Annotated in this window: 21 protein-coding genes and 1 pseudogene; 11 read left to right on the forward strand and 11 right to left on the reverse strand. The window is 72.6% G+C overall.

Going from position 1 to position 26,031, the window contains the following annotated elements:
• Positions 1-31: 31 nt before the first annotated feature.
• Positions 32-1,021, reverse strand: a complete 990-nt coding sequence (gene murQ, locus IE226_RS26050) for an N-acetylmuramic acid 6-phosphate etherase (protein WP_190083799.1) — start codon at positions 1,019-1,021, stop codon at positions 32-34.
• 92 nt (positions 1,022-1,113) lie between these two features.
• Positions 1,114-2,037, reverse strand: a complete 924-nt coding sequence (locus tag IE226_RS26055; RefSeq protein ID WP_190083800.1) for a MurR/RpiR family transcriptional regulator — start codon at positions 2,035-2,037, stop codon at positions 1,114-1,116.
• A gap of 112 nt (positions 2,038-2,149) precedes the next feature.
• On the opposite strand from IE226_RS26055, the gene IE226_RS26060 reads away from it, so the two are divergent.
• Complete coding sequence (locus IE226_RS26060) at positions 2,150-2,506, forward strand: DUF8819 family protein (RefSeq protein WP_190083801.1); 357 nt, start codon at positions 2,150-2,152, stop codon at positions 2,504-2,506.
• A complete protein-coding gene (locus tag IE226_RS26065) occupies positions 2,503-2,787 on the forward strand; it encodes a DUF4031 domain-containing protein (protein ID WP_190083802.1) in 285 nt (94 codons plus the stop codon). Before IE226_RS26060 ends, IE226_RS26065 begins: the two co-directional genes overlap by 4 nt.
• 20 nt (positions 2,788-2,807) lie before the next feature.
• On the opposite strand, the gene IE226_RS26070 is transcribed toward IE226_RS26065, so the two are convergent.
• The 3 genes from IE226_RS26070 to IE226_RS26080 form a co-directional block, all read right to left on the reverse strand.
• Positions 2,808-4,028 carry a Cmx/CmrA family chloramphenicol efflux MFS transporter gene (locus tag IE226_RS26070; protein WP_190083803.1) on the reverse strand — a complete coding sequence of 407 codons (1,221 nt, stop codon included), beginning with the start codon at positions 4,026-4,028 and terminating at the stop codon, positions 2,808-2,810.
• A 307-nt stretch (positions 4,029-4,335) separates the two neighbouring features.
• Positions 4,336-5,430: a GNAT family N-acetyltransferase gene (locus IE226_RS26075; protein WP_190083804.1), complete on the reverse strand. Its 1,095-nt coding sequence runs from the start codon at positions 5,428-5,430 to the stop codon at positions 4,336-4,338.
• A gap of 20 nt (positions 5,431-5,450) precedes the next feature.
• Positions 5,451-6,179, reverse strand: a complete 729-nt coding sequence (locus tag IE226_RS26080; protein ID WP_190083805.1) for an HD domain-containing protein — start codon at positions 6,177-6,179, stop codon at positions 5,451-5,453.
• A gap of 68 nt (positions 6,180-6,247) precedes the next feature.
• Here IE226_RS26080 and IE226_RS26085 point away from each other — a divergent pair, with 68 nt between their 5' ends.
• The gene (locus IE226_RS26085) at positions 6,248-6,922 is read left to right on the forward strand and encodes a maleylpyruvate isomerase family mycothiol-dependent enzyme (RefSeq protein WP_190083806.1); all 675 of its coding nucleotides are present in this window, start codon (positions 6,248-6,250) and stop codon (positions 6,920-6,922) included.
• Positions 6,923-7,258: 336 nt separating this feature from the next.
• On the opposite strand, the gene IE226_RS26090 is transcribed toward IE226_RS26085, so the two are convergent.
• The gene (locus IE226_RS26090; protein ID WP_190083807.1) at positions 7,259-8,257 is read right to left on the reverse strand and encodes a DUF8832 domain-containing protein; all 999 of its coding nucleotides are present in this window, start codon (positions 8,255-8,257) and stop codon (positions 7,259-7,261) included.
• Positions 8,258-8,459: 202 nt separating this feature from the next.
• On the opposite strand from IE226_RS26090, the gene IE226_RS26095 reads away from it, so the two are divergent.
• The 3 genes from IE226_RS26095 to IE226_RS26105 all read left to right on the forward strand — a co-directional run bounded on the left by IE226_RS26095 (position 8,460) and on the right by IE226_RS26105 (position 12,310).
• A complete protein-coding gene (locus IE226_RS26095; RefSeq protein ID WP_190083808.1) occupies positions 8,460-10,757 on the forward strand; it encodes a heavy metal translocating P-type ATPase in 2,298 nt (765 codons plus the stop codon).
• Positions 10,758-10,960: 203 nt separating this feature from the next.
• Entirely contained in the window at positions 10,961-11,650 is a 690-nt protein-coding gene (locus tag IE226_RS26100) for a copper homeostasis protein CutC (protein WP_190083809.1), read from the forward strand.
• 87 nt (positions 11,651-11,737) lie between these two features.
• A complete protein-coding gene (locus tag IE226_RS26105) occupies positions 11,738-12,310 on the forward strand; it encodes a DUF2165 domain-containing protein (protein ID WP_190083810.1) in 573 nt (190 codons plus the stop codon).
• Here IE226_RS26105 and IE226_RS26110 read toward each other — a convergent pair.
• Both IE226_RS26110 and IE226_RS26115 read right to left on the reverse strand, forming a co-directional pair.
• Positions 12,307-13,458, reverse strand: a complete 1,152-nt coding sequence (locus tag IE226_RS26110) for a sensor histidine kinase (RefSeq protein WP_190083811.1) — start codon at positions 13,456-13,458, stop codon at positions 12,307-12,309. The genes IE226_RS26105 and IE226_RS26110 overlap by 4 nt on opposite strands.
• A 98-nt stretch (positions 13,459-13,556) precedes the next feature.
• Entirely contained in the window at positions 13,557-14,213 is a 657-nt protein-coding gene (locus tag IE226_RS26115; RefSeq protein WP_190083812.1) for a response regulator transcription factor, read from the reverse strand.
• Positions 14,214-14,411: 198 nt separating this feature from the next.
• On the opposite strand from IE226_RS26115, the gene IE226_RS26120 reads away from it, so the two are divergent.
• From IE226_RS26120 to IE226_RS26135, 4 genes are read left to right on the forward strand one after another with little or no spacing between them, the layout of a single operon-like run.
• Positions 14,412-14,948 (forward strand): hypothetical protein, encoded by a 537-nt coding sequence (locus tag IE226_RS26120; protein ID WP_229871546.1) that lies wholly within the window; start codon positions 14,412-14,414, stop codon positions 14,946-14,948.
• Positions 14,941-16,167 carry an efflux RND transporter periplasmic adaptor subunit gene (locus IE226_RS26125; RefSeq protein WP_190083813.1) on the forward strand — a complete coding sequence of 409 codons (1,227 nt, stop codon included), beginning with the start codon at positions 14,941-14,943 and terminating at the stop codon, positions 16,165-16,167. The genes IE226_RS26120 and IE226_RS26125 overlap by 8 nt, the downstream gene beginning before the upstream one ends.
• 23 nt (positions 16,168-16,190) lie before the next feature.
• Positions 16,191-16,886 carry an ABC transporter ATP-binding protein gene (locus IE226_RS26130; protein ID WP_190083911.1) on the forward strand — a complete coding sequence of 232 codons (696 nt, stop codon included), beginning with the start codon at positions 16,191-16,193 and terminating at the stop codon, positions 16,884-16,886.
• Positions 16,883-18,184 carry an ABC transporter permease gene (locus IE226_RS26135; protein WP_190083814.1) on the forward strand — a complete coding sequence of 434 codons (1,302 nt, stop codon included), beginning with the start codon at positions 16,883-16,885 and terminating at the stop codon, positions 18,182-18,184. The genes IE226_RS26130 and IE226_RS26135 overlap by 4 nt, the downstream gene beginning before the upstream one ends.
• Before the next feature lie 65 nt (positions 18,185-18,249).
• Here the strand turns inward: IE226_RS26135 and IE226_RS26140 are convergent, their stop codons facing one another.
• Positions 18,250-20,307, reverse strand: a complete 2,058-nt coding sequence (locus IE226_RS26140) for a HelD family protein (RefSeq protein WP_308429535.1) — start codon at positions 20,305-20,307, stop codon at positions 18,250-18,252.
• Positions 20,308-20,616: 309 nt separating this feature from the next.
• On the opposite strand from IE226_RS26140, the pseudogene IE226_RS26145 reads away from it, so the two are divergent.
• Positions 20,617-21,693 (forward strand): annotated as a pseudogene (locus IE226_RS26145) (glycosyltransferase 87 family protein); the annotation flags it as partial.
• On the opposite strand, the gene IE226_RS26150 reads toward IE226_RS26145, so the two are convergent.
• Complete coding sequence (locus tag IE226_RS26150) at positions 21,635-23,278, reverse strand: DNA repair helicase XPB (RefSeq protein ID WP_190083816.1); 1,644 nt, start codon at positions 23,276-23,278, stop codon at positions 21,635-21,637. The pseudogene IE226_RS26145 and the gene IE226_RS26150 overlap by 59 nt on opposite strands.
• Before the next feature lie 64 nt (positions 23,279-23,342).
• Positions 23,343-25,880, reverse strand: coding sequence for a helicase-associated domain-containing protein (locus tag IE226_RS26155; protein ID WP_190083817.1), 2,538 nt, complete (start codon positions 25,878-25,880; stop codon positions 23,343-23,345).
• Positions 25,881-26,031 lie beyond the last annotated feature (151 nt).

Below are 26,031 nucleotides of genomic sequence, written 5' to 3' on the forward strand. Positions count from 1 at the left end.
GGTGGCGCTGTTCTTCGTCAGCGGCTGGGGGTCAGGTCGTACGAGGGGTCGTGCGGGCGGTGTCCAGGGCGGCCCTGAGGTGGCCGTCCGAGGACGAGAGGAGGTCGGCCGCGGTGGGGCCGTCCACCCCGCCGAGGATGGTCAGGATGGCGTTCTTCACCTCCCCGTCGGTGGCGGCGAGCGCGGCCTCGATCTCCTCGTCGGAGGCGCCGGTGGCGAGGGAGACGATCCGGCGCGAGCGGGCGCGCAGCTTCTCGTTCGACGCGCGGACGTCCACCATCAGGTTTCCGTAGGTCTTGCCGAGCCGGATCATCGTGATCGTCGACAGCATGTTGAGGACGAGCTTCTGGGCCGTGCCCGCCTTCAGACGGGTGGAGCCGGTGAGCAGCTCCGGGCCGACGACGACCTCGATGCCGTGGTCGGCGGCTGCCGCGAGCCCGCTGTCCGCGTTGCAGGAGAGGCCGATGGTGAGCGCGCCGTACCGCTCCTTCGCGTGCTCGACGGCGCCGATCGCGTACGGCGTGCGGCCGGAGGCGGAGATGCCCACGACCACGTCGTCAGCGGTGAGTCCGAGCCCGTCCAGGTCCCCGGCCGCCAGTTCCTTGCTGTCCTCCGCGCCCTCGACCGCCGTGACCATGGCGCTCGGGCCGCCCGCGATGAGGCCGACGACCTCGGTCGGGTCGGTGTTGAAGGTGGGCGGGCACTCGGACGCGTCGAGCACACCGAGGCGGCCCGCCGTCCCCGCGCCCGCGTAGACGAGCCGGCCGCCGCGGGCCATGCGCTCGGCGGTGCCGTCGATGGCGGCGGCGATCGCCGGGAGTTGCTCGGCGACGGCCGCGGGCACGGTGGTGTCCTCGCCGTTCATGATCTTCGCGATCTCCAGCGTGGGCAGCCTGTCGATCTCGGAGAGCTCGGGCCGGAACGCCTCGGTGGTGAGGGTCTCCAGCTGGGCGCGGAGTTCGCCGTACGTCCCTCCGTTCTGCGGTGCGGGGAAGGGCGTGGCGTCGGTCGTGGAGCTCATGAGGGGCGGCTCTTTCGTGTGCGGCGGGGGGTGGCGGGGGGTTCTTCAGGAGCTGCGGGAGGCCGGCGGTTCGCCGCCGCAGCCGCGGGTGGTCAGCGGTTGCCGCCGCGCGGGCTGTGCCGGTGCGCGAGCGCTTCGTACGAGGCGGCGAGAGCGGGCGCCGCGGTGTCGTACGTCCGCTGGGCGACGCCCACGAACAGGCAGTCCACGACGAGCAGCTGGCTGGTGCGCGACGACATCGCGGCGGGCCTGAGTTCGCTCTCGCGCGCGGTGGAGGTGGTCAGTATGTGATCCGCGTACTGCGATACGGGGCTGCCGGGGCGCCCGGTGATCGCGATGGTCGTCGCCCCGCGCTCGAAGGCCACCCGCAGCGGCTCTATGACGTCACCGGTGGACCCGGAGTGCGTGATCGCGATCGCCACGTCCTTGGGGCGCAGGGTGACGGCGTTCGTGACGGCCAGGTGCGGGTCGGAGTGCGCGTGGGCGATGTGGCCGATGCGAAGGAGCTTCTGCGCGAGGTCCTGGGCGACGAGCCCGGAGGCGGCGACGCCGTAGACCTCGGTGCGGGGCGCGGCGGCGAGCGCGGCGACGGCGGCGCCGAGCTGGCCGGTGTCGAGTCCGGCGGCGGTGTCGGCGAGGGTCTGCTGCTCGTCGTAGGCCAGCTTCGCCACGACATCCGCTATCGGGTCGTCCACGGCGATGTCGGCGGTGACGGCGGGCGCGCGGCCCGACTGCTGCTGGGCGGCGAGACCGGCGAGGGCGAGCCGCAGGTCGCGGTAGCCGGGGTAGCCGAGGAGGCGGGCGGTGCGGACGACCGTGGCCTCGCTGGTACCGGTGAGTTCGGCGAGGCCGGTGACCGTGAGGGCCGCGCAGCCTGCCGGATCGCCCGCGACGGCTTCGGCGACCAGCTGCATGGAGCGGGTCATGGACGGCGCGAGGGTCCGCACCTTGGCCGCGAGGGCGGCCGGGGCGGGGGGCGCGGCACCCGCGAAAATTTCCTTCACGTCATTGGTCACGTCTGAAAGATATTTTCGGACCGGTGGTCGGTCAAGACCCCTTTGGTCCCGATCTCGGCCGCCGGCCTGGATGGATCTTCGGCGGGTTGCGCGTGGGGTGGACAATGGCTGCATGGACGCGATCGACCCTCTGGAGCAGGCGCTGCACGCCGCTCGTGCACTTGTCCTCGCCGATCTCGTGGCGCGCGAGGTCGCCGAGGCCGAGGTCGTCTCACTGGTCGAGGAGTCGGTGACGCACCGCCGCTGGTGGGTCGAGCAGTGGCCCGAGGGCGTGGAGTACGTCGCGGGCCTCGTCGCCCAGGACGTACAGGACGGGCTCCTTGAGCGCTACGGCCGCTGGCCGCTGTGCCCGGTGTGCGGCTCGGGGGACCCCCACGCCCTCGACGTGGAGCCGGAGTTGGGCCCCGATCCGCACTGGGTGTGCGGCAAGGCGGGCGTGGTGGTCGCCCCGGTGGGCGGCCTGACGTGACGGTGTACATCGACCCGCCGACATGGCCGGGCCACGGCCGTATGTGGTCCCACCTGGTCAGCGACTCCTCGTACGAGGAACTGCACGCGTTCGCGGCGGGCATCGGCGCCCCGCGGCGCGCCTTCGAGCGCGACCACTACGACCTGCCCTCGCACCGCTACGACGACGCGGTGCGCGCGGGCGCGGTCGAGATCGGCTCCAAGGAGTTGGTGCGCAGGCTTACGGAGGCGGGGTTGCGCAGGCCCAAGGGGAGGCCGGCGGGGCCGGCGGGGCGGGCGTAAAGGACGGCTGCCGGCGACTGTTATCGGGAAGCCTCCGCGGACGCCGCCGCCTGCGTGGGCTCGTCCGCCGATGACGCCGTGACCACGCGGCTCGGAGTCCTGCGGTGCAGGCGCAGGGAGACGGCCAGCGCGGCGATCGCCACCGTCGTCATGGCGGCGCCCGCCCACGCCGTCGACTCGTAGCCGAGCTTGAGGTCGATGACCGTGCCGCCGAGCCAGGGGCCGCCGGTGTTGCCCAGGTTGAACGCGGCCGTCGTGGTCGCGCCCGCGAGGGTGGGGGCGGCGCCGGCGACGTTGAACATACGGGCGTTGAGCGCCGGGGCGGTGTAGAAGGCGGAGACGCCGAGGAGGAACGAGAGCACGATCGCCACCGCTGCCGTGTCGGAGAAGAGAGCGAGGGCCACCAGGAAGACCGTCGAGGCCGCGGCGCCGCTCAGCATGACGCCGAAGAGGTGGGCGTCGGCGAAACGGCCGCCGATCGCCGTGCCGACGAGCGCGCCCGCGCCGAAGAGGCCGAGGACGGTGGGGACCCAGCCCTTGTCGAGGCCCGCGACGTCCGTCAGGAGCGGGGAAAGGTACGAGAACGCGCAGAAGACGCCGCCCGCCGCGAGCGCGGTGATCGTGACGGAGAGCCAGACCTGCCGGTCGCGGTAGATGGCGAGCTCTTCCTTCAGACGCGGCTTCTCGGCGGGGAGCGGGATGCGGGGGATGAGGGTCAGCACGCCGACGAGTGCGATCGCGGAGGCGATGCCGACTGCCCAGAAGGCGGAACGCCAGCCGAAGTTGTCGCCGAGGAGCGCGCCCGCGGGTACGCCGAGCACGTTCGCGATGGAGAGTCCGCCGATCATCACCGCCATGGCGCGGGCGCGCTGGTTGACCGGCACCATCGCGATGGCGACGGCCGCGCCCACCGCCCAGAAGCCGGCGCAGGCGAACGCGCTGACGACGCGGGACGCGAAGAGGATCTCGTACGTGGGCGCGAGAGCACCGGCGACCTGGCCGAGGCCGAAGACCGTGATGAGCGTGATGAGGGTCGTACGGCGGGGCAGCCGCAGGGTCGCCACCGCGAGGAGGGGGGCGCCGATGACCATGCCGATGGCGAAGGCGGAGATGAGGAGGCCTGCGCGGGGGATGGAGACGTTCATGTCGTCCGCGATGGGCGGCAGCAGCCCCGAGAGCATGAACTCGCTCGTACCGAGGGCGAAGACGGCGAGGCCGAGGATGTAGACGGCTACGGGCATGCGGGGGGCTGCGCCGGGCTTGGGGGTGGGGTTCTGAGCGGCGTTCTGGGCGGGGTTTTGAGCAGGGGACGGCATAACTGTGGTGAACGCCGGGGGGTGCGGGGGGCATTCCTTGGGCGGGGCGTTGCCCTGTGCCGGGGGCTCTGGCGGCTCTGGCTGTGCGCCGGTGGGGCTGCGGGCACAGGCTCTCCCACCCACCCGCCCGTTTGCCCGGCGTCAGGGCTGGATGCGGGGTGATCGGGTGGGTGGGAGGGGAGAATCGCCGCGAAGCGGCGGGTAGTTGTGGCGGACGTGGCCCCGGACGTTTTCAGTGGCGGGCGGGAGTGCCTCGGGCAGGGCGGACGTAGGCTCGGAGGTTTTCTCGGTTGGGGGCCGGGGTGTAGCCCGCGCGGGTCGCCACCGCACCGGACGCCGTGTTCTCGGGTTCGGTCAGTGCCAGCAGGGCCGCGACCCCGGGGCGCTCCAGCGCCAGGGAAGAGAGGGCGCGGAGGGCTTCCGAGGCGTAGCCACGGCCGCGCGCGGCGGGCGCCAGGTCATAGCCGACCTCGGCGACCCCCTCCTCGTCCGGCGGGCCGTGAAAGCCCATGCCGCCCACGGCGACCTCGTCCTCCGCCCGGACCAGGACGAACATGCCCCACTCGGGCCGATGCACCCCGGAGCCGTACGCCTTCGTCACCATTGCCGCGGCCGACCGCGTCCCCTCGTAAGGCCCGCCCTCGATCCACGTAAAGCCCCCCGTACCGCCCGCGGCGAGATCCGCGGCCGCCGCGGGGCTCACCTCCCGCAGGACGACCCGCCCGGCGGGGATCGAGAGGGAGTTGTGCCAGCGCCAGGAGTCCACCTGAGGGCGCCCCGGCAGCGCACCGCGGCCCGTGGCCCAGAGCAGCGTCGCCCACTGGTCCCCGGGCGTACGCGCGGGCGTGACCTGCGGGAAGATCCGGGCGAGTACCGCCTCGCACAGCGCGGCGGGCGGCTCCGCGTCGACGCCGAGCGCCCGCGCGATGTCGTACGTGTGGAGCAGCACCTCCGCGACGCCCATCGCCGCGAAACCCACCGCGTCCGCGCTCCCGGACGGGTAGGGGTGGTAGGCCCGCACGCCGGGCGGCGTGGTCCGCACCACCGCCGCGAGCAGCCCGCCGGTCGCTTCGAGGACGCTGATCGCGTCCGCGGGGCCCGACCCCTCGTCGAAGGCGACCTCGAAGGGAACCCACGTGTCGGTCGCCCGCCCCGTCAGCTGCCCGGCGTACGCGACCAGGCATCCCGCGATGTGCTCTGCCGTCTTCAGGCAGCTCCAGTCGCTACCGCCCGCCTTGCCGCTCCAGTCGCGCTCCACCCCCGTGCGCAGCACCTTCGCCGCGTACGTCACGGCTTCCTCGATCTGATCCCCGCCCATGTGAAGCATGGGCCGAGAGTACGGGAGCGTCAGACGCTCAGCAGATCAATTTCCGTCGCCAGATTCGCGCGCGCGGGACCCTCCCACTCCGCCGCCCCGTACGGCGTGCGGAACAACCTGGGCAGCGCCAGGAGCTGGCGCAGCACCGCCGCCCGGCCCGCGCGGAAGTCCTCGTCGGGCACGAAGGCGTACTCCTCGCGGACGGCGGACGCGTACGCGGCGTAGGCGTCGGGAGCGGCGGCCAGGATCGCCAGGTCCGCGTCGCACAGCGTCTCGCCGTTGCGGTCGCCGACGGCGGGGTCGTGGGTGACGGTGAGGCGGACCAGGCGCGCCACCTCGGCGACCTGCGCTTGGCTCAACCCGGCCTCGGACAGGGCGCGTTCGGCCAGACGGGCGCTGCGCTCCTCGTTCTCGGAGCGGTCCGGCGCGTACACCGCGTCGTGGAACCATGCCGCGAGCCGTACGAGTCCGGGGTCGTCCGCGTGCTCTTCCAGTACGTCGATGTGGTCGAGGACCGCCGCGAGGTGGGCGGTGGTGTGGTACCGCCGATGCGGCTCGGACCAGCGTGCGAGGAGGTTGTCCGCGTAGGGCGCGGGGTCGGGGGTTCCGCCGCTCGCGTCGCCGCTCGCGTCGCCGCTCGTGCCGCCCCTCGCGCCGAGCAGGGTGGCGTGCCAGCGGGCGCGGAGGTCGCGGTCGCGGTCACCGTCGCGGAGGTCGCGGTCCCTGTGGTTGTCGTCGGCTTGGGTGTCGTCGGCCATGGTGTGACCCTAAACCGGGGCAAGCCCACCCGTTGCCAGGGGCGGCGGCGACAGGGTTGGCTGCCGCTATGACGACCGCGAGGACTGACGACGAGACGTATGACCCCGAGCGGCCCGGCCGCCTTCTGCGTACCGAACGCGACGTTCTGATACCGCTGTTGCGGGGCGCCGACGAGGCCGCGTACGACATCCGGACCTGCTGTCCGGGCTGGACGGTGCGGCATATGCTCGCGCACTGCGGCTCCGCGCTCATGCGGGTGGTCGAGAGCCGCTTCGAGAAGGGCGTGTACTCGCCGGAGAGCAATGAGCGTGACATCGCCGAGCGTGCCGAGTGGTCCAACTCCCGTGTGGTGGACGAGCTGGAACGCGGGATGACCGAGGCGGGGCCGATCATCGCCAAGTCGGAGGGGCTGCTCGACGGGGTCGCGCTGGGGGAGTGGATTCACGCGGGGGATGTGCGGGAGGCGTGGGGGTTGCCGGGGGCGTACGGGGGGTCGGGGTTGCCGGACGCGTTGCTGCTGCTCGCGGCGCGGAGCAGGGTGGTGAAGACGGTGGCGCTGCACGCTGATGTGGACGGGCTCGATTCGCCTCTGCTTCTCGGGGTGGGGGATGGCGCCTCGCCGCCGGCTCGCTTTATCGGTGATGCGGCTACTTTGATTCGGGTGTGTGCGGGGAGGCCGCTTGCGGGGACGCGGTATGAACTCGCCGGGGCGAGGGAGTCGGACTTCGCGATCTTCAGCTAGGCCTGCTGCGAGGGGCGGGGCGGGGTTCCGCGCAGTTCCCCGCGCCCCTTATGGGCCTCGCCTGCGGGTGCGTGGGGGTTTGTCGCGCAGTTCCCCGCGCCCCTTCCGGGGCTTCGGCTGCGGGTGCGTGGGGGCTGATCGCGCCGTTCCCCGCGCCCCTTAAGGGCTTTGACCTGCGGGTTGCGTGTGGCTTGTCGCGCCGTTCCTCGCGCCCCTTTCGGGGCTCGCGTCCCTTGAGGGGCTTGGCCTGCGGGGGCGGGGGTTTTTAGGGGCGCGGGGAACTGCGCGACAAGCCCCCACCCACCCGCAGTCGCAGATTGAGACGGGCCGGAGAGGTTAGTGGTCGTGGGCGTCCGGGGCCTGATCCGGGGTCTCGTTGCTGCCGCTGCCCGGCGGAACCGCCCCCGCGTTGACCGTGAACGCCGCCGTTCGGACCTTTCCCTCGTGCTTGAAGTCGAGGAACAGGCGGTACGAGCCCGTACTCGGCGCCGTGGCCTTGAAGGAGACGGCGGGGCCCGGCTCGGTCTTGCCGTCGCCCGGCTCGCCGGTGGGGTGTACGTGGAGGTACGCCAGGTCGCCGGAGCGCAGGGCGACCAGGTGGCCGTACGCACCGAGGTAGGGCTGCAAGTCAGTCACAGGGCGCCCGTTCTTCTCCACGTTCAGGGTCACGTCACTGGACTTGCCCGGCTTCAACCCGCCCTTGAGGCTAACCTCGTAGCCGTCGACCTCAGCGGTCGGACCGGACGCGGGCAGCGCCCCCGGGGCGTACCTTCCCGCCACCGCCAAGTCCGCGCCCAGCGTCAGACCCTCCTTCTCGCCCTCGGGCTTGAAGTCCGCGAAGACGCGGTAACCGCCCGCCTCGGGCAGCTCGACCGGCGTCGACCAGGTGCCGTCCGCCGCGCGAGTCGGATGCAGGTGGCGGTACGTCCGCAGGTCGTGTGAGGCGACGATGAGGTGCAGCTCCTTGTCGTGTTCCTTCTCGTACGCCGTGACGTTCCGCCCGGCCCCGTCCTTGCCCGCACCCTCCTCGACGACCGTGAACCGCAGCTCCTCGCGCTTCTCTGCGGCGATGCGGGACGTCTTCAGGTCGAGCGAGTAGCCGCGCTCGGAGATCTGCAGACCGCCGGGCACGGTGTCCGCGTGGCCCCCGCCGGCCTCCTCGCCTCCTCCCGGCTTCTTCTCCCCGCCCGGGTCCGTGTGCCCGCCGTGCTCGCTCGCGGGCTTCTTCTCCTTCTCCGCGGTCACGGGGTCGACGCCCTGGCCCACTCCGTACGCCGTGCCGAAGGTGGCGGCGACGGCCGCGGCGAAAGCGGTGATCTTCAGTCCTGTGTTCATGACGGTTCAGCTCCCGCGTGGATCTCTTGTCCCTTATGCCTTATGCCTTAGGCCCTTACGCCTCCGAAGATACCCCCATAGGGTATGAAGTCAAGGAGCGGGACGCCCTTGCGAATGATACCCCCTAGGGGTATACATGGTCACGACGGTAAGGGTACCCGGCCCGGGTATCCCCCCATCCCCGATCGAGGAGCCCGCGGACATGCCCACCACACCCGGCACCACCGGCGGCACCACCGAGGTGGCAGAAGTAGAACTCGCCATCGGTGGGATGACCTGCGCCTCGTGCGCCGCCCGGATCGAGAAGAAGCTCAACCGCATGGACGGCGTCGAGGCGACCGTCAACTACGCCACCGAGAAGGCCAAGGTCAGCTACCGCGGCCAGGACGTCGCCGTCCAGGACCTGATCGCCACCGTCGAGGCCACCGGCTACACCGCACAGGAGCCCGCCCCGCCTCGCAGTGAGGAGGGAGGTGGCGGGAGCGGCGAGGGCGGCGGCGACCGGCGCGGCGATGACGAGCTGCGGTCCCTGCGCGAGCGGTTGGTCGCCGCGGTCCTGCTCTCCGTGCCCGTCGTCGCGATGGCGATGATCCCGGCCCTGCAGTTCGAGTACTGGCAGTGGCTGTCCCTGACCCTGGCGGCGCCGGTCGTGACGTACGCGGCCTGGCCCTTCCACAAGGCCGCCTTCACGAACGCGCGGCACGGCGCGGCGACGATGGACACGCTGATCTCCGTCGGCACGTCCGCCGCGTTCATCTGGTCGCTGTGGGCGCTGTTCTTCGGCACGGCCGGTACGCCCGGCATGACCCACCCCTTCGAGCTGACCATCTCCCGCTCGGACGGCGCCGGGAACATCTATCTGGAGGCCGCGGCGGGCGTCACCGCCTTCATCCTGGCCGGGCGCTACTTCGAGGCCCGCTCCAAGCGCAAGGCGGGCGCGGCCCTGAAGGCCCTGCTCCAGCTCGGCGCCAAGGAAGTCACCGTCATGCGTGACGGCGGGCGCGAAGAGACCGTCCCCGTCGGCGACTTGAGGGTCGGCGACCGCTTCCTCGTACGGCCCGGCGAGAAGATCGCCACCGACGGCAAGGTCGTCGAGGGCGCCTCCGCCGTGGACGCCTCCATGCTCACCGGCGAGTCCGTGCCGGTCGAGGTCGCCGAGGGCGACTCCGTCACCGGCGCGACCCTCAACGTCGGCGGACGCCTGGTCGTCGAGGCCACCCGCGTTGGCGCGGACACCCAGCTCGCCCGCATGGCCAAGCTCGTCGAGGACGCGCAGAACGGCAAGGCGGCGGCCCAGCGCCTCGCCGACCGGATCTCGGCGGTCTTCGTGCCGGTCGTCATCGCCCTGGCCGTCGCCACCCTCGGCTTCTGGCTCGGCAACGGCTCCGGTCTGACGGCGGCCTTCACCGCCGCGGTCGCCGTACTGATCATCGCCTGCCCCTGCGCCCTGGGCCTCGCCACGCCGACCGCCCTCATGGTCGGCACCGGACGCGGCGCCCAGCTCGGCATCCTGATCAAGGGCCCGGAGGTCCTGGAGACGACCCGCAAGGTCGACACGATCGTCCTGGACAAGACCGGCACCGTCACCACCGGCACCATGACCCTGCTGGCCACGCATGCGGCGCGGAACACCGATGCGGCCGAAGTCCTGCGCCTCGCGGGGGCGTTGGAGCATGCCTCGGAGCACCCCATCGCCCGGGCGGTGGCCGCCGGCGCTGCCGAGCGGGTCGGCGAACTGCCCGTCCCCGAGGACTTCGCGAACGTGCCGGGCCTGGGCGTCCAGGGCATCGTCGAGGGGCACGCCGTCCTGGTCGGCCGCGAGGCGCTGCTCGCGGAGTGGGCGATCCCGCTGCCGGTGGATCTGGAGCGGGCGAAGGCGGAGGCCGAGGCGGCCGGACGTACGGTCATCGCGGTCGCGTGGGACGGCGAGGCGCGCGCGGTCCTGGAGGTCGCGGACGCGGTGAAGGAGACGAGCCCGGAGGCGATCGAGCGGCTGCGGGCCCTGGGCCTCACGCCCATCCTCCTGACCGGCGACAACAAGGCGGTCGCGGCAGCGGTCGCCGCCGAGGTGGGCATCGCCCCGGACGACGTGATCGCCGAGGTCATGCCGCAGGACAAGGTGGATGTCGTCAAGCGGCTCCAGGCGGCGGGCCGGAGCGTGGCGATGGTCGGCGACGGCGTGAACGACGCCGCGGCGCTCGCGCAGGCCGACCTGGGACTGGCGATGGGCACGGGTACGGACGCGGCGATCGAGGCCGGCGACCTCACGCTCGTACGAGGGGACCTGCGCGCGGCGGCCGACGCGATCCGCCTCTCGCGCCGCACCCTCGGCACGATCAAGTCGAACCTCTTCTGGGCCTTCGCCTACAACGTGGGCGCGCTGCCGCTGGCCGCGGCCGGCCTTCTGAACCCGATGATCGCGGGCGCGGCGATGGCGTTCTCCTCGGTCTTCGTGGTCGGCAACAGCCTGCGCCTGCGGGGGTTCAAGCCGCTGAGCTGAGCCCCGGGAACGGGCGGCGTGACGGACGGCACGAAGGGCGGCATGTACATGTCTTTACGATCAGCCCGGTGCGCTTGGGGCGCGCCGGGCTGATCTGCGCGTAGGCTGGGTAATTGGACTAGACCTATGTGCGGCGGCTGCGGAGACTCTGCGGAGACCTTCGCGGACCGCCCCCGCGGCCCCGGACCCGAAGGAAGACATCCATGAGCAAGCGTGCAGTCCTGGAGGTGATCGCCCTCGATGCCGAGGACGCCGTCGCCGCCCAGGCCGGAGGCGCGGACCGCCTCGAGCTGGTCACCGACATGGCCGCGGACGGCCTGACCCCGTCCCGCGAGACCTTTGCCGAGATCCGCGCCGCCGTGGACATCTCCCTGCGCGTGATGCTGCGCCTCGCCGACGGCTTCGCCGCGGGCGACGTCGACACTCTCGTACGCCGCGCGCGGGAGCTCAGGAGCGAGGGCGCCGACGAGTTCGTGCTCGGCTTCCTCGACGAGACGGGCGGCCCCGACCTGGCCGCGGTCGAAGCCCTCGCGGGCGCGGTCGACGGCTGCCGCTGGACGTTCCACCGGGCCATCGACCGCACCCCCGACCGCGACGCCCTGCGCAAGCAGCTCGGGGACTTCCCCGGCCTCGACACCTACCTCACCGCGGGCTCGGCCACCGGCGTGGACGAGGGCCTGCCCACGCTGCTCGCCGAGGCCGCGCGCTCCGGCCAACCGGGTTACGAGCAGCAGATCCTGGTGGGCGGCGGCCTCCGCCTCGACCACCTTCCGCAGCTCAGGGCGGCCGGCGTGGACGCGTTCCACATCGGCGGCGCCTCGCGGCCCGACGGCTGGTCGGCGCCGGTCTGCGCCGACGCCGTCGCCCGGTGGCGGGCAGCGATCGACGCCTGAACCCGCTCCGCCGGGCCTTCTTCCGGGGTGCGTGCTCGCGTGCCGGACGGGACGCGATACAACTGGGCGGACAGGGGAGGGGACTTCATGCCGACACCAGCCAACAAAACGCGTCCCGCGGACCGCATACTCACGGCCGGGACGCTGCCCGTGGCCGCGACGCTGCTCACCGGAACGGTGGCGCTCTACATCACGCTCGTCGCGTTCGGGAACATCACCGACTTCGACTCCAACCAGCAGTTCGTACGCCATGTCCTGGCGATGGACACCACCTTCAAGGACGACGACCTGATGTGGCGCGCGGTGGAGTCCACCGCGCTCCAGGACGCCGCGTACGTCGGGATCATCGTCTGGGAGACCCTGGCCGCGCTGATCCTTCTCACGGCGACGGTCCTGTGGGCCGGGGCCCTGCGCCGCCCGCAGGGGCTGCGCCGAGCACGCCGGGCGGGCACGATCGGCCTGCTGATGCTCCTCGCCCTGTTCGGGGTGGGATTCATCGGGATCGGCGGCGAATGGTTCGCCATGTGGCAGTCGGAGGACTGGAACGGCCTCGACGCGGCCACCCGGATCGTGACGCTCACGGGCCTCGTACTCGTCGTCACCCACCTGCCGTCCGCCGCGGCTCCGGTGGACAGCGGGCGGGCGGACGTGGACGCCTAGCGGGCCTCCGGCAGGGTGACCGTCACCGTCAGGCCGCCCCCTTCGCGGGGGCGGGCCGTGACCTCGCCGTCGTGGGCCCGTGCGATGGAGCGGACGATCGAAAGGCCGAGGCCCGCTCCCTTCGCGGTGACGAGCCGGTCGGCGTTCAGGCGCCGGAACGGCTCGAAGAGGACCGGGATCTCGTACGGCGGAATCGCGGGGCCCGTGTTGCCCACCTCCAGCTCGATCCCGCCGCCGCTCCGGGTACGGCATGTGACGCTCACCTTGCCGCCGGCCCCGGTGTTGTGCCGTATGCCGTTCTCCACCAGGTTCTGCACGAGGCGTTCGAGGAGCAGCGCGTCACCGGCGACCACCGCCTCGGCCGCCTCCTCGTGCACCGTGACTCCGGCTTCCCCGGCCTCCGGCGCGGTCTGCGCGACCACGTGCGTGACGATGTCGGCCAGGTCGACCGGCAGGCGTTCGGCGATCTCGTTCTCCGAACCCGCGAGCAGCAGCAGGCCGTTGATCAGCCGCTCGTGCCGGATGTTGATCTGGAGCAGGTTCTCGCCGAGCTGCCTGACGTCCTCGGACGCCGATCTGCGGTGCATGGCCACCTCCACCAGGGCGCGGCCCAGGGTGAGCGGGGTGCGCAGTTCGTGCGAGGCGTTGGCGACGAAGCGGCGCTGTCCGTCGAAGGACCGGTCGAGCCGTTCGACCATCGTGTCGAAGGTGTCGGCGAGATCCTTCACGTCGTCCTGAGGCCCCGCCAGGGCGATCCGCTCGTGCAGCCCGCGGTCGGCGCCGGACGCCGCGGCGATCCGCCGCGCGGTGTCGGTGACCCGGTGCAGCGGCGCCAGGACCCGGCCCGCGATCAGCCAGCCGAGCCCGGTCGCCGCGCAGCCCACCACGGCAAGGGCGATGCCGCCCTGGGTGAGCAGCGACGTCGTCGCCGCCTCGTGCAGCGAGTCCTGCTGGCCGCGCATCCACTCCTCGGCCTTGCGGAAGCGTTCGTCGGCCGTGGTGGCGCCGGGCGGGCTCGCGTTGACGAACTTCATCGTCCTGCCGGAGAGCTGCTGGTTGAACAGGGCGTACGTGACTCCGAGCAGGACGACGCCGGCGACGAGGAAGAGGCCGCCGTAGACCAGGGACAGGCGGGTGCGCAGGGACATGCGGCGGGGCAGGCGGGGGAGTGGTCGGGGGCGACGGGTGAGGCCGGGACGGCGCGGGCGACTTGAGCGGCGGGAGTGGCCGGGTGGGCTCGTGCGGCTCACGGGATGCGGTACCCCACGCCCGTGACCGTCGCCACCACCGGCGGATCCGCCAGCTTGCGGCGCAGCTTGAGGACGGTCAGGCGGACCGCGCCCGTGAACGGGTCGGCGTTCTCGTCCCACGCCTTCTCCAGGAGCCGCTCGGCGGAGACGGCCGCCCCGTCCGCGCGGAGCAGTTCGGCGAGCACCGCGAACTCCTTCTTCGCCAGCGGTACGTAGCGGCCGTCCCGGAACACCTCGCGGCGCGCGGGATCCAGGGTGATGCCCGCGCGGTGCAGGACGGGCGGCGCGGCGGGGCGCGAGCGGCGCCCCAACGCCTGGACGCGGGCGGCGAGTTCGGGGAAGGCGAACGGCTTGGTGAGGTAGTCGTCGGCGCCGATCCGCAGCCCGTGCACGCGGTCCGTGACATCGGCCGCGGCGGTCAGCATCAGGATCCGGGCCGCTGAAGGGGATGCGACGAGTTCCCGGCACACCTCGTCGCCGTGCAGGACGGGCAGGTCCCGGTCGAGCACGACCACGTCGTAGTCGTTGACCCCGGCACGCTCGACGGCCGCCGCGCCGTCGTACGCCACGTCGACCGCGTGCGCCTCCTCCCGCAGCCACTCCGAGATCGCGTCGGCGAGCATCGGCTCGTCCTCCACCACCAGTACGCGCATGTGCGGCCCCCAGCGTGCGGCTTGCTGCGTCAGGACGTCAGGAGGCCCATGGTTGCCGCCGGGCTGTTTCCTTTTCGTCAGTGATTCCTGTGAAAGGGGAGAGGGGCACGGGGAAACGCGGGGGAAACGCCGCGCCGCGTTGCATCGCCTTCCGACGGCCGGACGGGCAACGACCGGCCCCGACAGGAGGAGGCAGTCGTGAAGCGACTGCGGACCGGCAGCGCCCTCGCGGCCCTGCCGCTGGCGCTCGCCCTGGCCCTGACCGGCTGTGGAAGCGACGACAACGGCAAAGGCGTGGCCTCGGCGGGCGACGACAAGAAGAACGCGGCGGACGCGAAAGAGAGCCTGAGCCCGCAGGAGATGGGCGTGAAGTTCACCCAGTGCCTGCGCGAGAACGGCCTGGACGTCGACGATCCGGAGCCGGGCAAGCCCGTAGCGCTGAGGTTCGGCCCGGAGACCGACCAGACGACGGTCAAGAAGGCCATGGAGGCCTGCCGGAAGTACAACCCGCAGGCGAACGGGGGTGGGGCCGGCAACCCCAAGATGGAAGAGGCGGGACGCGAGTTCGCCGAGTGCATGCGGAAGAACGGCGTGAACATGGAGGACCCGGAACCGGGCGGCGGGATCATGCTCAAGGGGGAGCTGACGAAGGACCCCGACTTCCCGAAGGCCAAGAAGAAGTGCGACACCATCCTCGCCGAGGCCCGCCCGGACGAGGGCGGCAAGGATGAGTGAGGGGGTGGCGGAGCGGCAGCAGCGGGGGGAGGATCGCGAGCCCTTGGAGCAGCCCGGGCCCGAGTCCGCGGAGGAGTCCGAGCCCGAGTCCGCGGAGGACCGCGAGCCCGCCGAGAAGGTGACCCCCCGCCCCGGCCGGCCCCGTCGGCGCAGCCGCGTCAAGACGGTCGCCATCGCCGTCGCGGCGCTCGTCGCGGCGGGCGGGGTCACCGTGGCCACGCTCGGTCTCGGGGGGAACAGCGCGGCCGGCGGCGACTCGGCGGGCGGGCTGCCGCCCAAGACCGCCGACGTGGCCCGGCAGACGCTCCAGGACACCCAGAGCGCAGACGGGGAGCTCGGTCACGGACCCGCGGCCACCGTCACGGGCCGGCTGCCCGGCACCGTCACCCGGCTGCCCGACACGGGCGAGGAGATCACCCGTGGCCAGGATCTGTACGAGGTGGACGAGAAGCCGGTGACCCTGATGTACGGCGAACGCCCCGCCTACCGCGCCCTGGAAGAGGGCCAGGAGGGCTCCGACGTACGGCAGTTGGAGAAGAACCTGAGCAAGCTCGGCTACGACGGGTTCACGGTGGACGACGCGTACACCTCCGGCACCGCGGACGCGGTCCGCGCCTGGCAGGAGGACCGGGGCCTTCAGGAGACCGGCCGGGTCGAGCTCGGCCGCGTCGTGTTCGCGCCCGGCGCGGTGCGCGTCGAGGGCCTGGAGGCAGCCGAGGGGGACCCGGCGTCCCCCGGCCGCAAGGTCCTCTCGTACACCGGCACCGACCGGGCCGTGACCGTCGCACTCGAACCGGCCGACCAGGGACTGGCGAAGAAGGGCGCCGACGTCGAGGTCACGCTCCCCGACGACACCACCGTCGACGGCACGGTCGACGAGGTCTCCACGGTGATCGTGCCGGGCAGCGGCCAGAACGAGGAGGCGCAGACCAGTATCGAGGTGGTCGTGGGGCTCAAGGGCGGGAAAGCGCAGAAGGCCGCCGGTGCCTACACCCTCGCCTCGGTGGACGTCGCCTTCACCGCGGGCGAGCGCGAGGACGTCCTGACCGTGCCCGTCGCCGCCCTGGTCGCACTGGAGGAGGGCGGATTCGGCGTGGAGGTCGTCAAGGGGAAGTCGACGCGGTACGTGCCCGTCACCACCGGGCTCTTCGCGGGCGGCAAGGTCGAGATCACCGGGGACGGGATCACCGAGGGCACGACCGTGGGGATGCCGAAGTGAACGGCACCAGCGGCAGCGCCGCCATGATCTCCCTGACGGACGTCACCAAGGTCTACGCGGGCGGTGTCGCCGCCCTCGCCGGGGTCAGCCTGCGTGTCGGGCGGGGCGAACTCACCGCCATCGTCGGCCCTTCGGGGTCCGGCAAGTCGACCATGCTCAACGTGCTCGGGACCCTGGACCGGCCCACCTCGGGGAGCGTGCACATCGACGGCCACGACGTGGGACGGCTCGGCGACGCAGAGCTGTCCGCGCTGCGGTCGAGCCGCATCGGCTTCGTGTTCCAGCAGTTCCACCTCGCGTCCGGCGTTCCGGCCCTGGACAACGTGGCCGACGGACTCCTGTACTCCGGGCTTCGCGCCGCGGAGCGCCGCCGGCGTGCCGCCGCGGCCCTCGAACGGGTCGGCCTGGCCCACCGCATGGACCACGAGCCGCACGAGCTGTCGGGAGGAGAGCGGCAGCGCGTCGCCATCGCCCGCGCGGTGGCGGGCGAACCCCCGCTGCTGCTCGCCGACGAACCGACCGGCGCGCTCGACTCGGTCTCGGGGGCGGGGGTGATGCGGCTGCTGAGAGAACTGCACGCCGCGGGCACCACCGTCGTGATCATCACGCACGACAGGGAGATCGCCGAGGGGCTGCCCAGACAGGTGCGCATGCGGGACGGCAGGATCACCGAAGACCTGGACCAGGGCCACCACGCCCTGACGGGGGTGGCGCGATGAACGGCGACCTCATCGACGTAGAGACGGACGGGGACGCGTCGCACACGGGGGCGCACACGGGCCGGACGGCCCCGTTCGACGCGGCCGCAGAACACACGCCCGCCCGGCTCAGGCCCGCCCGCCTGCGCCCCCGCGACGTGCTCAAGGTCGGCGCGGTCGGCCTGCGCACCCGCCCGCTGCGCGCCTTCCTCTCCGCGCTCGGCATCGCCATCGGTATCGCGGCGATGGTCGCGGTCGTCGGCATCTCCTCGTCGTCGCGCGCCGACCTCGACCGCACCCTCGCCTCGCTCGGCACGAACCTGCTCACCGTCTCGCCCGGCAACACACTGACCGGCGAGGAGGCCCAACTGCCGGTGCGAGCCGAGGACATGGTCGGTCGCATCACCCCGGTCGAGACGGTGTCCGCCATCGGCCGCGTGGACGACGCGAAGGTCTACCGCACCGACCGCATCCCCGAGACGGAGACCAACGGAATCGTCGCCTACGCCGCCCGCACCGACCTGCGCCCGGCCATCGGGGCACGCGTCGGCAGCGGTTCCTGGCTCAACGCGGCCACCGCCGCCTACCCGGCCACCGTCCTCGGCGCGACCGCGGCGCAACACCTGGGCGTGAGCCACGCGAGCCCGGACACCCAAGTGGTCATCGGCGGCGAGAGGTTCACCGTCGTGGGCATCCTCCAACCGGCCGCCCTCGCCCCGGAGCTGGACAACGCGGCGCTGATCGGCTGGCCCGCGGCCGGCACCGAGCTGGGCTTCGACGGCCGTCCGACCACCGTCTACACCCGCTCCGAGGACGCGAGCGTCGAGCAGGTCAGCTCGGTGCTCGGCGCCACGGCGAACCCCGAGGCGCCCAACGAGACGGAGGTGTCGCGCCCCTCGGACGCGCTCGCCGCCCAGCAGGCCGCGGGCAAGGCCTTCACCGGGCTGCTGCTCGGCCTGGGCGCGGTGGCGCTGCTCGTCGGCGGTGTCGGGGTGGCCAACACCATGGTCATCTCGGTCCTCGAACGGCGCCCGGAGATCGGCCTGCGCCGGTCGCTCGGCGCGACGCGGGGCCAGATCCGCACCCAGTTCCTGGCGGAGTCCCTGCTCCTGTCCGCGCTCGGCGGCCTCGGCGGGGCGGTGATCGGCACCGCGGTCACGTACGGGTACGCGATCTATCAGGGCTGGCCCACGGTCGTCCCGGCGTGGGCGGTGGCGGGCGGCGCGGTGGCGACGCTCGGCATCGGCGCCCTCGCGGGCCTCTACCCGGCCATCCGCGCCTCGCGGCTGCCGCCGACCGAGGCGCTCGCGACTCCGTAGGGCCGCGCCCCGCCGGACACCTCAGCCCAGCTGCTCGGACACCTCAGCCCAGCTGCTCGGACACCTCAGCCCAGCTGCTCCGGCAGCCCGGCCGAGTGCACGACGGTGAGTCCCGACACCGCGCGGGTCAGGGCGACGTACAGCCGTCGCAGTCCCGTCCGTTCGTCGGGCTCGCCGTCCACCACGGCGGCGGGCTCGTCGAGGACCACGTAGTCGTACTCAAGTCCCTTGGCGAGGGAGGCCGGGACGAGCGTGAGACGGGTGTCCGGGGTGGTTTCCTCGCCGGGCGAGAGGTACGTCATCCCGGCCGCCTCCAGGATCTTTGCCAGTGCGGGAACGCGGGCGTCGGCGGCGATGAGGCCGATCGAGCCCTCGTGCCGCAGCGACTCCAGGCAGGCTTCGAGGGAAGCGGCGTCCAGGTCCTCCACCTGCCGCACCACCAGCGAACCGGCCGACTCACGCACCGACTTGACCTCGGCGAGGCCCGGCGCGATGGACGGCAGCAGGCGGGAGGCGTAGGCGATGACCTCACGCGGCACACGGAAACCCGCCGTGAGCTCCTCCACGACGGCGTCCTCCTTCCCCAGGTGCGCGAGGGCCTGCTCCCAGCTACGGGTGGCCCAGGGCGTCGTGCCCTGCGCGAGGTCGCCGAGGATCGTGGCGGAGCCGGTCGTGCAACGGCGCCCCACCGCCCGGTACTGCATGGGCGAGAGGTCCTGCGCCTCGTCGAGCACCACATGGCCGAGCGAGTGGGTCCGCGCCACGAGGTCGTTCGCCTCGTCGATCAGCACGGCGTCGGCGGCCGACCACTTGGCCGCCTTGACCCCGCGCACCGGCTTGCTCCAGAGGATCAGCTTCTGCTCGTCCTCGTCGAGAATCCCCTCCGCGTGTACGGCGAGGAATTCGGCGTCGGAGAGCAGCCGCAGCACGAGCTTGGCGGGATCGACGGGCGGCCACACCGCCTTGACGGCCGCCTTCACCGCGGGGTTACGGGCCACCGCGTCCTGCACACGGTCGTCCGGGGCCTCGCCCGCCCGCTCCATCTGTACGAGCACGGCGTGCGCGATGCGCTGCGGCAGCGCGTCACGGGCGGCCCCGTACCGGATGTCCCGGGCCAGCAACTCACCGACGATCTCTTCCAGTTCGTACGCGGGAACCCGCCAGCGCCGCGAACCGCGCACCACCACGACGGACTCGACCGGCATGGTCACGTGCGAGCGCAGGGCCTTGCGCAGTACGGCGGCCATCCGGGCGTCGCCCTTGACGACGGCGGCGGCCGCGTCGTCCGTCCCCCGCACCTCCACGTGCGCCACGAGATCGCCGACCGTCGCCTGCTTGACCTCAAGCTCGCCCAGCGCCGGCAGGACCTGCTCGATGTAGTGCAGGAAGGACTTGTTGGGCCCGATGACCAGGGTGCCGGTCCTGGCCAGGCGCTCGCGGTGGGCGTAGAGGAGGTAGGCGACGCGGTGCAGGCCGACGGCGGTCTTTCCGGTGCCGGGGCCGCCTTGTACGCAGACCGAGCCGCCGAGGTCGCTGCGGACGATCTCGTCCTGCTCGGGCTGGATCGTGGCAACGATGTCGCGCATGGGGCCGACGCGGGGCCGCTCGATCTCCTGCTGGAGCAGCTTGCTCGTCCGCTCGGCCTCGTCGGCGTCGCTGAGGTGCTCGTCCTCGTACGCCGTGAGGTCGCCGCCGGTGTACCCGAAGCGCCGCCGCAGGGCGATGTCCATCGGGGCCTTCTTGGAGGCCCGGTAGAAGGGCTGCGAGACCGGGGCGCGCCAGTCGATGACCATCGGGTCGCCGTCGGCGTCGTGGACGTGCCGCCGCCCGATGTAGAACTGCTCGCCCTCCGCGCCTTCCGCCCGGTCGGCGCCGGGGGCGTGGAGGTAGTCGAGGCGGCCGAAGAAGAGGGGGGTGTGGGAGAGGTCGGCGAGGGACTTGATCCGCTCGTCGATCTGGCTCTGCAGAACGGCGGCGTTGACCCAGTTCGCGGTGACATCGCGGATGTCGAGCGCCTCGGCGTCCTCGCGCATGGCTCGGAGGGCCGAGCGGGATGCGGCGAGGTGGGTCCGCTCTCGGGAGAGGGGATCGAGGGGGGCGAGGGGGTCGGGGCGGCCGTGCACGGGTTGCCTCCGGCGGGGGTGCGGGATGGGGGCAGACCGGGCATCTTATGCCCCGCTTCTCGGGGCGGCCACTGAATATCCCCTCCGGGTGGGGGTGGGTGGGGGTGCCCCGCGCTTTGTTCGTGCCGAACAGGCTCTCCCGCCCACCCGCCCGATTGGCCCGCGTCTAGATCCACTAAGGTCACCGGCGTGGAGCGACTTAGGGTGAGTGCATGGTCACGGTGCGTGCCGGTGTCTGCGGCTGCCTGCGCTCTTCTTCTCGTTTCGCTCGCCGCGTTCGCCGTCCTCTGTCTCGCTCAGCGCATCCCCATGGCCGACACCCTCGTCTACCGGGCCGAAGGCGCCGCCGTGGTCGACGGGCGGGATCTCTACGGGTTCACCGTGACGGAGTGGGATCTTCCGGCCACGTATCCGCCGTTCGCCGCCATCCTCTTCGTACCGACCACCTGGCTTCCCCTCCCCGCGCTCAAGCTCGCCTTCGTCGTGGGGAACGTCGGGCTGCTCGCGGTTCTCGTCCATCTCTCCTGCCGCCTCGCCGGGCTTCCCACCCGCCTCGCGCCCCTCATCGCCGGGACCGCCCTCGCCCTCTGGCTCGAACCCGTCTTCCAGACGGTCGTGTTCGGGCAGATCAATCTCGCTCTGGCCTGCCTGATCCTCTGGGATCTGACCAGGCCCCCCGGCGCCGTCGGCAAAGGCTTCGCGATCGGCGTCGCCGCCGGGATCAAGCTCACTCCGGCGATCTTCATCGCGTATCTGTTCCTCACCGGGCGCGTACGCGAAGGGGCGACCGCCGTGGCCTCCCTCGCAGGCACCGTCGCACTCGGCGCGCTCGCGCTGCCTGCCGCCAGCGTCGACTTCTGGACCCACCGGATCTTCGAGACGGGCCGCGTCGGCAAGGCGTGGATCGTCGACAACCAGTCCCTCCAGGGGCTGGTGGCCAGGGCGACGCATGACCCGCATCCGGGGCTCGTGTGGGGCGTACCCGCCGTTCTCGTCGCCACCGCGGGGCTGTGGCTCGCGAGCCGCACCCGCGGCGAATCCCGTGACCAGCCCCGTCACGAGGCCCGCGGCGTCCTCCTGACGGCCGCCACCGCGCTCCTCGTCTCGCCCATCAGCTGGTCCCACCACTGGGTCTGGTGCGTACCGCTCCTGATCGTGCTCATGGCAGAGGGCCGCACCCGCCTGACCGCGGCGGTGGCGGCCCTCTTCACGGCCCGCACCCTGTGGCTGGTCCCGCACCAGGGCGATCTGGACCTTCGCCTTCCGGCTTTGCAGCAGCCGCTCGCCTCGCCCTACCCCCTGCTGACCCTGGCCCTGGCCCTGCTGCTCAGTTGTCGGCGAGCAGCTCGTCCGCGTCCACGATCCGGTACGCGTATCCCTGCTCAGCAAGGAACCGCTGCCGATGCGCCGCGAAGTCCTGGTCGATGGTGTCCCGGGCCACCACGGAGTAGAAGCGGGCCTCGTGACCGTCGGCCTTCGGACGCAGCACGCGACCGAGCCGCTGCGCCTCCTCCTGCCGGGAGCCGAACGTCCCGGACACCTGAATGGCGACCGTAGCCTCGGGCAGGTCGATCGAGAAGTTGGCGACCTTCGAGACGACGAGGACGGAGATCTCGCCCTGCCGGAACGCGTCGAACAGCTTCTCGCGCTGCGCGTTCGTCGTCTCGCCCTTGATGACCGGCGCGTCCAGATGCTCGCCGAGCTCGTCGAGCTGGTCGATGTACTGGCCGATGACCAGGGTCTGCTCACCGGCATGCTTCCTGACCAGCGCCTCCGTCACCTTCCGCTTCGTGGCGGTGGTGGCGCAGAAGCGGTACTTCTCCTCGGCCTCGGCCGTCGCGTACGCGAGCCGCTCCGAGTCCGTCAGATTGACCCGCACCTCGACACAGTCCGCGGGCGCGATGTAACCCTGCGCCTCGATCTCCTTCCACGGAGCGTCGAACCGCTTGGGGCCGATGAGGGAGAACACGTCCGACTCGCGGCCGTCCTCCCGCACGAGGGTCGCCGTCAGGCCCAGGCGCCGACGGGCCTGGAGGTCGGCGGTGAACTTGAAGACGGGGGCGGGGAGCAGGTGCACCTCGTCGTAGACGACAAGGCCCCAGTCCCTGGAGTCGAAGAGTTCGAGGTGCGGGTAGACACCCTTCCGCTTCGTCGTCAGGACCTGGTACGTGGCGATGGTGACCGGACGGATCTCCTTGCGGGTCCCGCTGTACTCGCCGATCTCGTCCTCGGTCAGCGAGGTCCGCTTGATCAGTTCGTGCTTCCACTGCCTGGCCGAGACCGTGTTGGTCACCAGGATCAGCGTCGTCGCCTTGGCCTCCGCCATGGCGCCCGCGCCGACCAGCGTCTTCCCCGCGCCGCAGGGCAGCACGACCACACCGCTGCCGCCGTGCCAGAACCCCTCGACCGCCTGCTTCTGGTACGGCCGCAAGCTCCAGCCGTCCTCCGCGAGGTCGATCCGGTGCGCCTCGCCGTCGACGTACCCGGCGAGGTCTTCGGCGGGCCAGCCCAGCTTCAGGAGCGTCTGCTTGATCTGGCCGCGCTCGGAGGGGTGGACGACGACGGTGTCCGCGTCGACCCGGTCACCGACGAGCGGCTGCACCTTCTTGGAGCGCAGGATCTCTTCCAGGACCGGCCGGTCGTTGGTGGTCAGGACGAGGCCGTGCGTGGGGTGCTTGGAGAGCGTGAGCCGGCCGTAGCGCGCCATCGTCTCGGCGATGTCCACGAGCAGCGCGTGCGGCACGGGGTAGCGGGAGAACTCCACGAGGGCGTCCACGACCTGCTCGGCGTCGTGTCCCGCCGCGCGGGCGTTCCACAGGCCCAGCGGCGTCACGCGGTAGGTGTGGATGTGCTCGGGAGCACGCTCCAGCTCCGCGAAGGGCGCGATGACACGGCGGCAGGCCTCCGCCTGCTCGTGGTCGACCTCGAGCAGGAGAGTCTTGTCCGACTGGACGATCAGGGGACCATTCACGCGCGCACCCTTTCGGTAAGCCAAACGTCCAGTGTGCCGCATGGCGCGCGCATACGGTCCGGGCTCAGTCGTCCGCCAGCTCGGCGACGCCCGTCACCCGGTGCAGGGGGTACGTCCTGACCTCGTCCGCCGTGTGGTCGTACGCCGTCACGAAACCGCCCTCGACCCGGATCGGGGCGATCACGCGCTGGCTCGCCGCGCCCTCCGCGTTGACGTAGCCGATCCACACCGCCTCGCCGGTCAGGACGGCGGCCTGCATCGTGGCCAGGGTCTCCGCCGCCGTCGTACGGGGCAGCGCGTCGCCGGCGTCCGGGGTCGCCCTGCGCGGGGCCGTCGATGCCAGGTCGCCGGCGCGGATGGCGCGTACCGCCGCGCCGGTCAGCGTGGCGTCGGCGAGCGGCGGGCCGTCGTGGACCGGCTCGGGCGCGGTGCGGGGCGGCGTGCGGTGGGCGTGCGCGCGGGTGATCAGTACGTCGCCCTCGGCGCTCTCGGCAGCTGGCGCGAAGCCCATCTGGCGCAGGCCTTCGAGGAGCGCTCCGGGGTCGGCCTGCGCGGCGAGCACGGTCGGCGCGAGGCGGCGCAGGCGCAGGCTCTGGGAGCGCTTGTCGGCGAGGATCTCGTTGAGGAGCGCCTCGTCGTCGCAGCGCACGTACGCGGACGCGGCGCCGATCCGCAGGTGGCCGTGTTTACGGGCGACGTCGTCGATGAGGTACGCCAGGGGCTGCGGCACCGGCGTACGGGAGTGCGCGGCGAGGAAGGCGTGCAGGTCGGACGCGGACTTCCCGGCGTCGAGCGCCCGCCGCACCGAGCCCGGCGTGAACCGGTACACGGTCGCCCCGCCCTTGGACTCCACGTCGGCGAGCACCGAGAGCGTCTCGGCCAGGGGCCGCTCCAGCGGGCCGGGCGCCACCGCGGTGAGGTCGGCCTGGAGCAGGACGTGGTCGAGGGGCTCGGGGAGGAGCGGGGCGAGGAGGCGGGCCGCGCGGGCTCCGTAGGCGGCCAGTTCGGCGGGGGAGGCGGGCGTGGGGTGGGTCCCCGGCCCCGCGGGGCTCTCCTCGCTCTCGGAGCCGAGCAGCGCCCGGCCGTGCGCGGAGAGCGCTCCGCGGCCCGTGATGCCGAGCAGCTCCGCTTCGTTCAGGGTCCACTGCGCGATGCGGGCCCGCAGCTCCATGGGGGCGCTGCCGCCCGCCGTGCCGGGCGTGGTGCTGCCCCCGGCCGCGGCGCCCCGCGGCGGTCGCTCCCACCGCAGCCGGGCGATGAGCGATTCGGGGGTGGGGCTCGCGCCGTCCGGCAGCGTGGTGAGGAGCGTGAGCACCCGGTGCCGGATCTCCGGCGCCGACGAGCGGTCCAGGTGCGGGCCGAGCGCCGACAGGGTGCGGTCCTTGCCGTCCCGGCCGCCGATCAGGCCCGCCGTGCGGGTCGCCGTCAGCCAGGCCGTGGCAAGGACCGACCAGCGCTCGGCGGCGGGCAGCTCCTGCCAGTCGTCGTACGCGGGTGTCGCCGCGTACCGCTCGTCCGCCTCGCCGTCCGACGCCACGAGGCCCGCCGCGTAGGCCAGCTCGACCCAGAAGGCGGCCACCGGTTCCGGCACGTCGAGCGCCACGGCCGTCCGCTTCAGATCGCGCACGCTGAGACCGCCCGCGCGGAGCACGGCGGGGCCGCCCTCGTCCCACTCCTTCAGGAGCTCCTCGACGGTGTCGAGCGCCATGTAGGCCTGGCTCGCCGCCGCGGCGTCCACAGCCTGTGGACGGTGTTCGCGCAGCGCTTCGACGGCCGGGGGCGCGGGTTGGAGTACGCGGTGCGCACGGCCGGCGCGCAGGTGGAGGGCAGCTTCCCTCGGGAGTACGACGGTGCCGGGCGCGGTCGGCAGGAGCAGGCCCCGGTCCAGGAGCCAGCGCAGGTGACGCGCCGGGTCGGCGGTCACCTGGCCGTAGGGCGGGCCCCAGACGAGCCGCGACAGGACCTCGACGGACTCGGCGGGGGCTTCGTCGAGGAGCGCGGACATCCGGGTGCGGTCCGTGAAGAGTTCGGTGAGCGAGCGCACCGCGGAGACCGCGTCGTGCGTGGAGGGAAGCCCGGCCGTCGTCACGATGTCCTGCATCCGGTTCGGCGACATGCCCGCGGTGGCCTCGGCGACGGTGGGGCCGAGGCCGGTGGGGGAGGGGTACTGGGGGGCCGGGGCGAGGAGTTCGCGTGCGGTGCGGACGAGGCGGAGGCGGTCGTCGGGGCCCCAGACGATGGCTTGCTCGCGGAGGGTGGCGAGAGCGCGGACGAGCGCCGCAGTGACGGCGCTGTCGCCTTCTTCCCCCTCGTCTCCGGCCACGAGCGCGTGCAGCTCTTCGTACGTCGCCGGCTCCGGGGCCACGGCGAGCGCCTCGGCGACCTGCTGGGCGAACCGGTCGAGCCGCTCCAGGGCGCGGACCACGGAGGCGCGTGTCGCGGCGCGGGTGGCGAGCTGCGTCAGATCGTTCGGAACGGGCGTGAGCAGATCAGGCCGGGCGCGGAGCAGCGCACCCAGGGACGCGTCATCACGGGAGCGCAGCGCCTCGGCGAGGGACCGGGGGGTGTCCGCTGAACGCTGGGCCTGCTCGTCGGTGCTCATCAGGCTCACGGTAGCGGGTTGGGGTGCGGGGCCGGGGCGTGTACTGGCCGTGGGCCTGCCACGTCCTGGCCCCCGCCCACCCGATTACCCCCGCGGTTCGTTCGTCGGGGGCGGGCTGCCCCGGGTGAGGCCCCGGCGTCCGGGGAACGCG

The organism is Streptomyces longisporoflavus (assembly GCF_014649775.1).
Taxonomy (GTDB): domain Bacteria; phylum Actinomycetota; class Actinomycetes; order Streptomycetales; family Streptomycetaceae; genus Streptomyces; species Streptomyces longisporoflavus.

Bases quoted from the DNA above. Each gene is read 5' to 3' on its own strand.
- IE226_RS26070 (WP_190083803.1), bottom strand. From the start codon at position 4,028: ATGCCCGTAGCCGTCTACATCCTCGGCCTCGCCGTCTTCGCCCTCGGT.
- IE226_RS26115 (WP_190083812.1), bottom strand. From the start codon at position 14,213: ATGCGCGTACTGGTGGTGGAGGACGAGCCGATGCTCGCCGACGCGATC.
- IE226_RS26110 (WP_190083811.1), bottom strand. From the start codon at position 13,458: ATGTCCCTGCGCACCCGCCTGTCCCTGGTCTACGGCGGCCTCTTCCTC.
- murQ (WP_190083799.1), bottom strand. From the start codon at position 1,021: ATGAGCTCCACGACCGACGCCACGCCCTTCCCCGCACCGCAGAACGGA.
- IE226_RS26095 (WP_190083808.1), top strand. From the start codon at position 8,460: ATGCCCACCACACCCGGCACCACCGGCGGCACCACCGAGGTGGCAGAA.
- IE226_RS26125 (WP_190083813.1), top strand. From the start codon at position 14,941: ATGAGTGAGGGGGTGGCGGAGCGGCAGCAGCGGGGGGAGGATCGCGAG.
- IE226_RS26075 (WP_190083804.1), bottom strand. From the start codon at position 5,430: ATGCTTCACATGGGCGGGGATCAGATCGAGGAAGCCGTGACGTACGCG.
- IE226_RS26060 (WP_190083801.1), top strand. From the start codon at position 2,150: ATGGACGCGATCGACCCTCTGGAGCAGGCGCTGCACGCCGCTCGTGCA.
- IE226_RS26100 (WP_190083809.1), top strand. From the start codon at position 10,961: ATGAGCAAGCGTGCAGTCCTGGAGGTGATCGCCCTCGATGCCGAGGAC.
- IE226_RS26135 (WP_190083814.1), top strand. From the start codon at position 16,883: ATGAACGGCGACCTCATCGACGTAGAGACGGACGGGGACGCGTCGCAC.
- IE226_RS26080 (WP_190083805.1), bottom strand. From the start codon at position 6,179: ATGGCCGACGACACCCAAGCCGACGACAACCACAGGGACCGCGACCTC.
- IE226_RS26090 (WP_190083807.1), bottom strand. From the start codon at position 8,257: ATGAACACAGGACTGAAGATCACCGCTTTCGCCGCGGCCGTCGCCGCC.
- IE226_RS26105 (WP_190083810.1), top strand. From the start codon at position 11,738: ATGCCGACACCAGCCAACAAAACGCGTCCCGCGGACCGCATACTCACG.
- IE226_RS26155 (WP_190083817.1), bottom strand. From the start codon at position 25,880: ATGAGCACCGACGAGCAGGCCCAGCGTTCAGCGGACACCCCCCGGTCC.
- IE226_RS26085 (WP_190083806.1), top strand. From the start codon at position 6,248: ATGACGACCGCGAGGACTGACGACGAGACGTATGACCCCGAGCGGCCC.
- IE226_RS26130 (WP_190083911.1), top strand. From the start codon at position 16,191: ATGATCTCCCTGACGGACGTCACCAAGGTCTACGCGGGCGGTGTCGCC.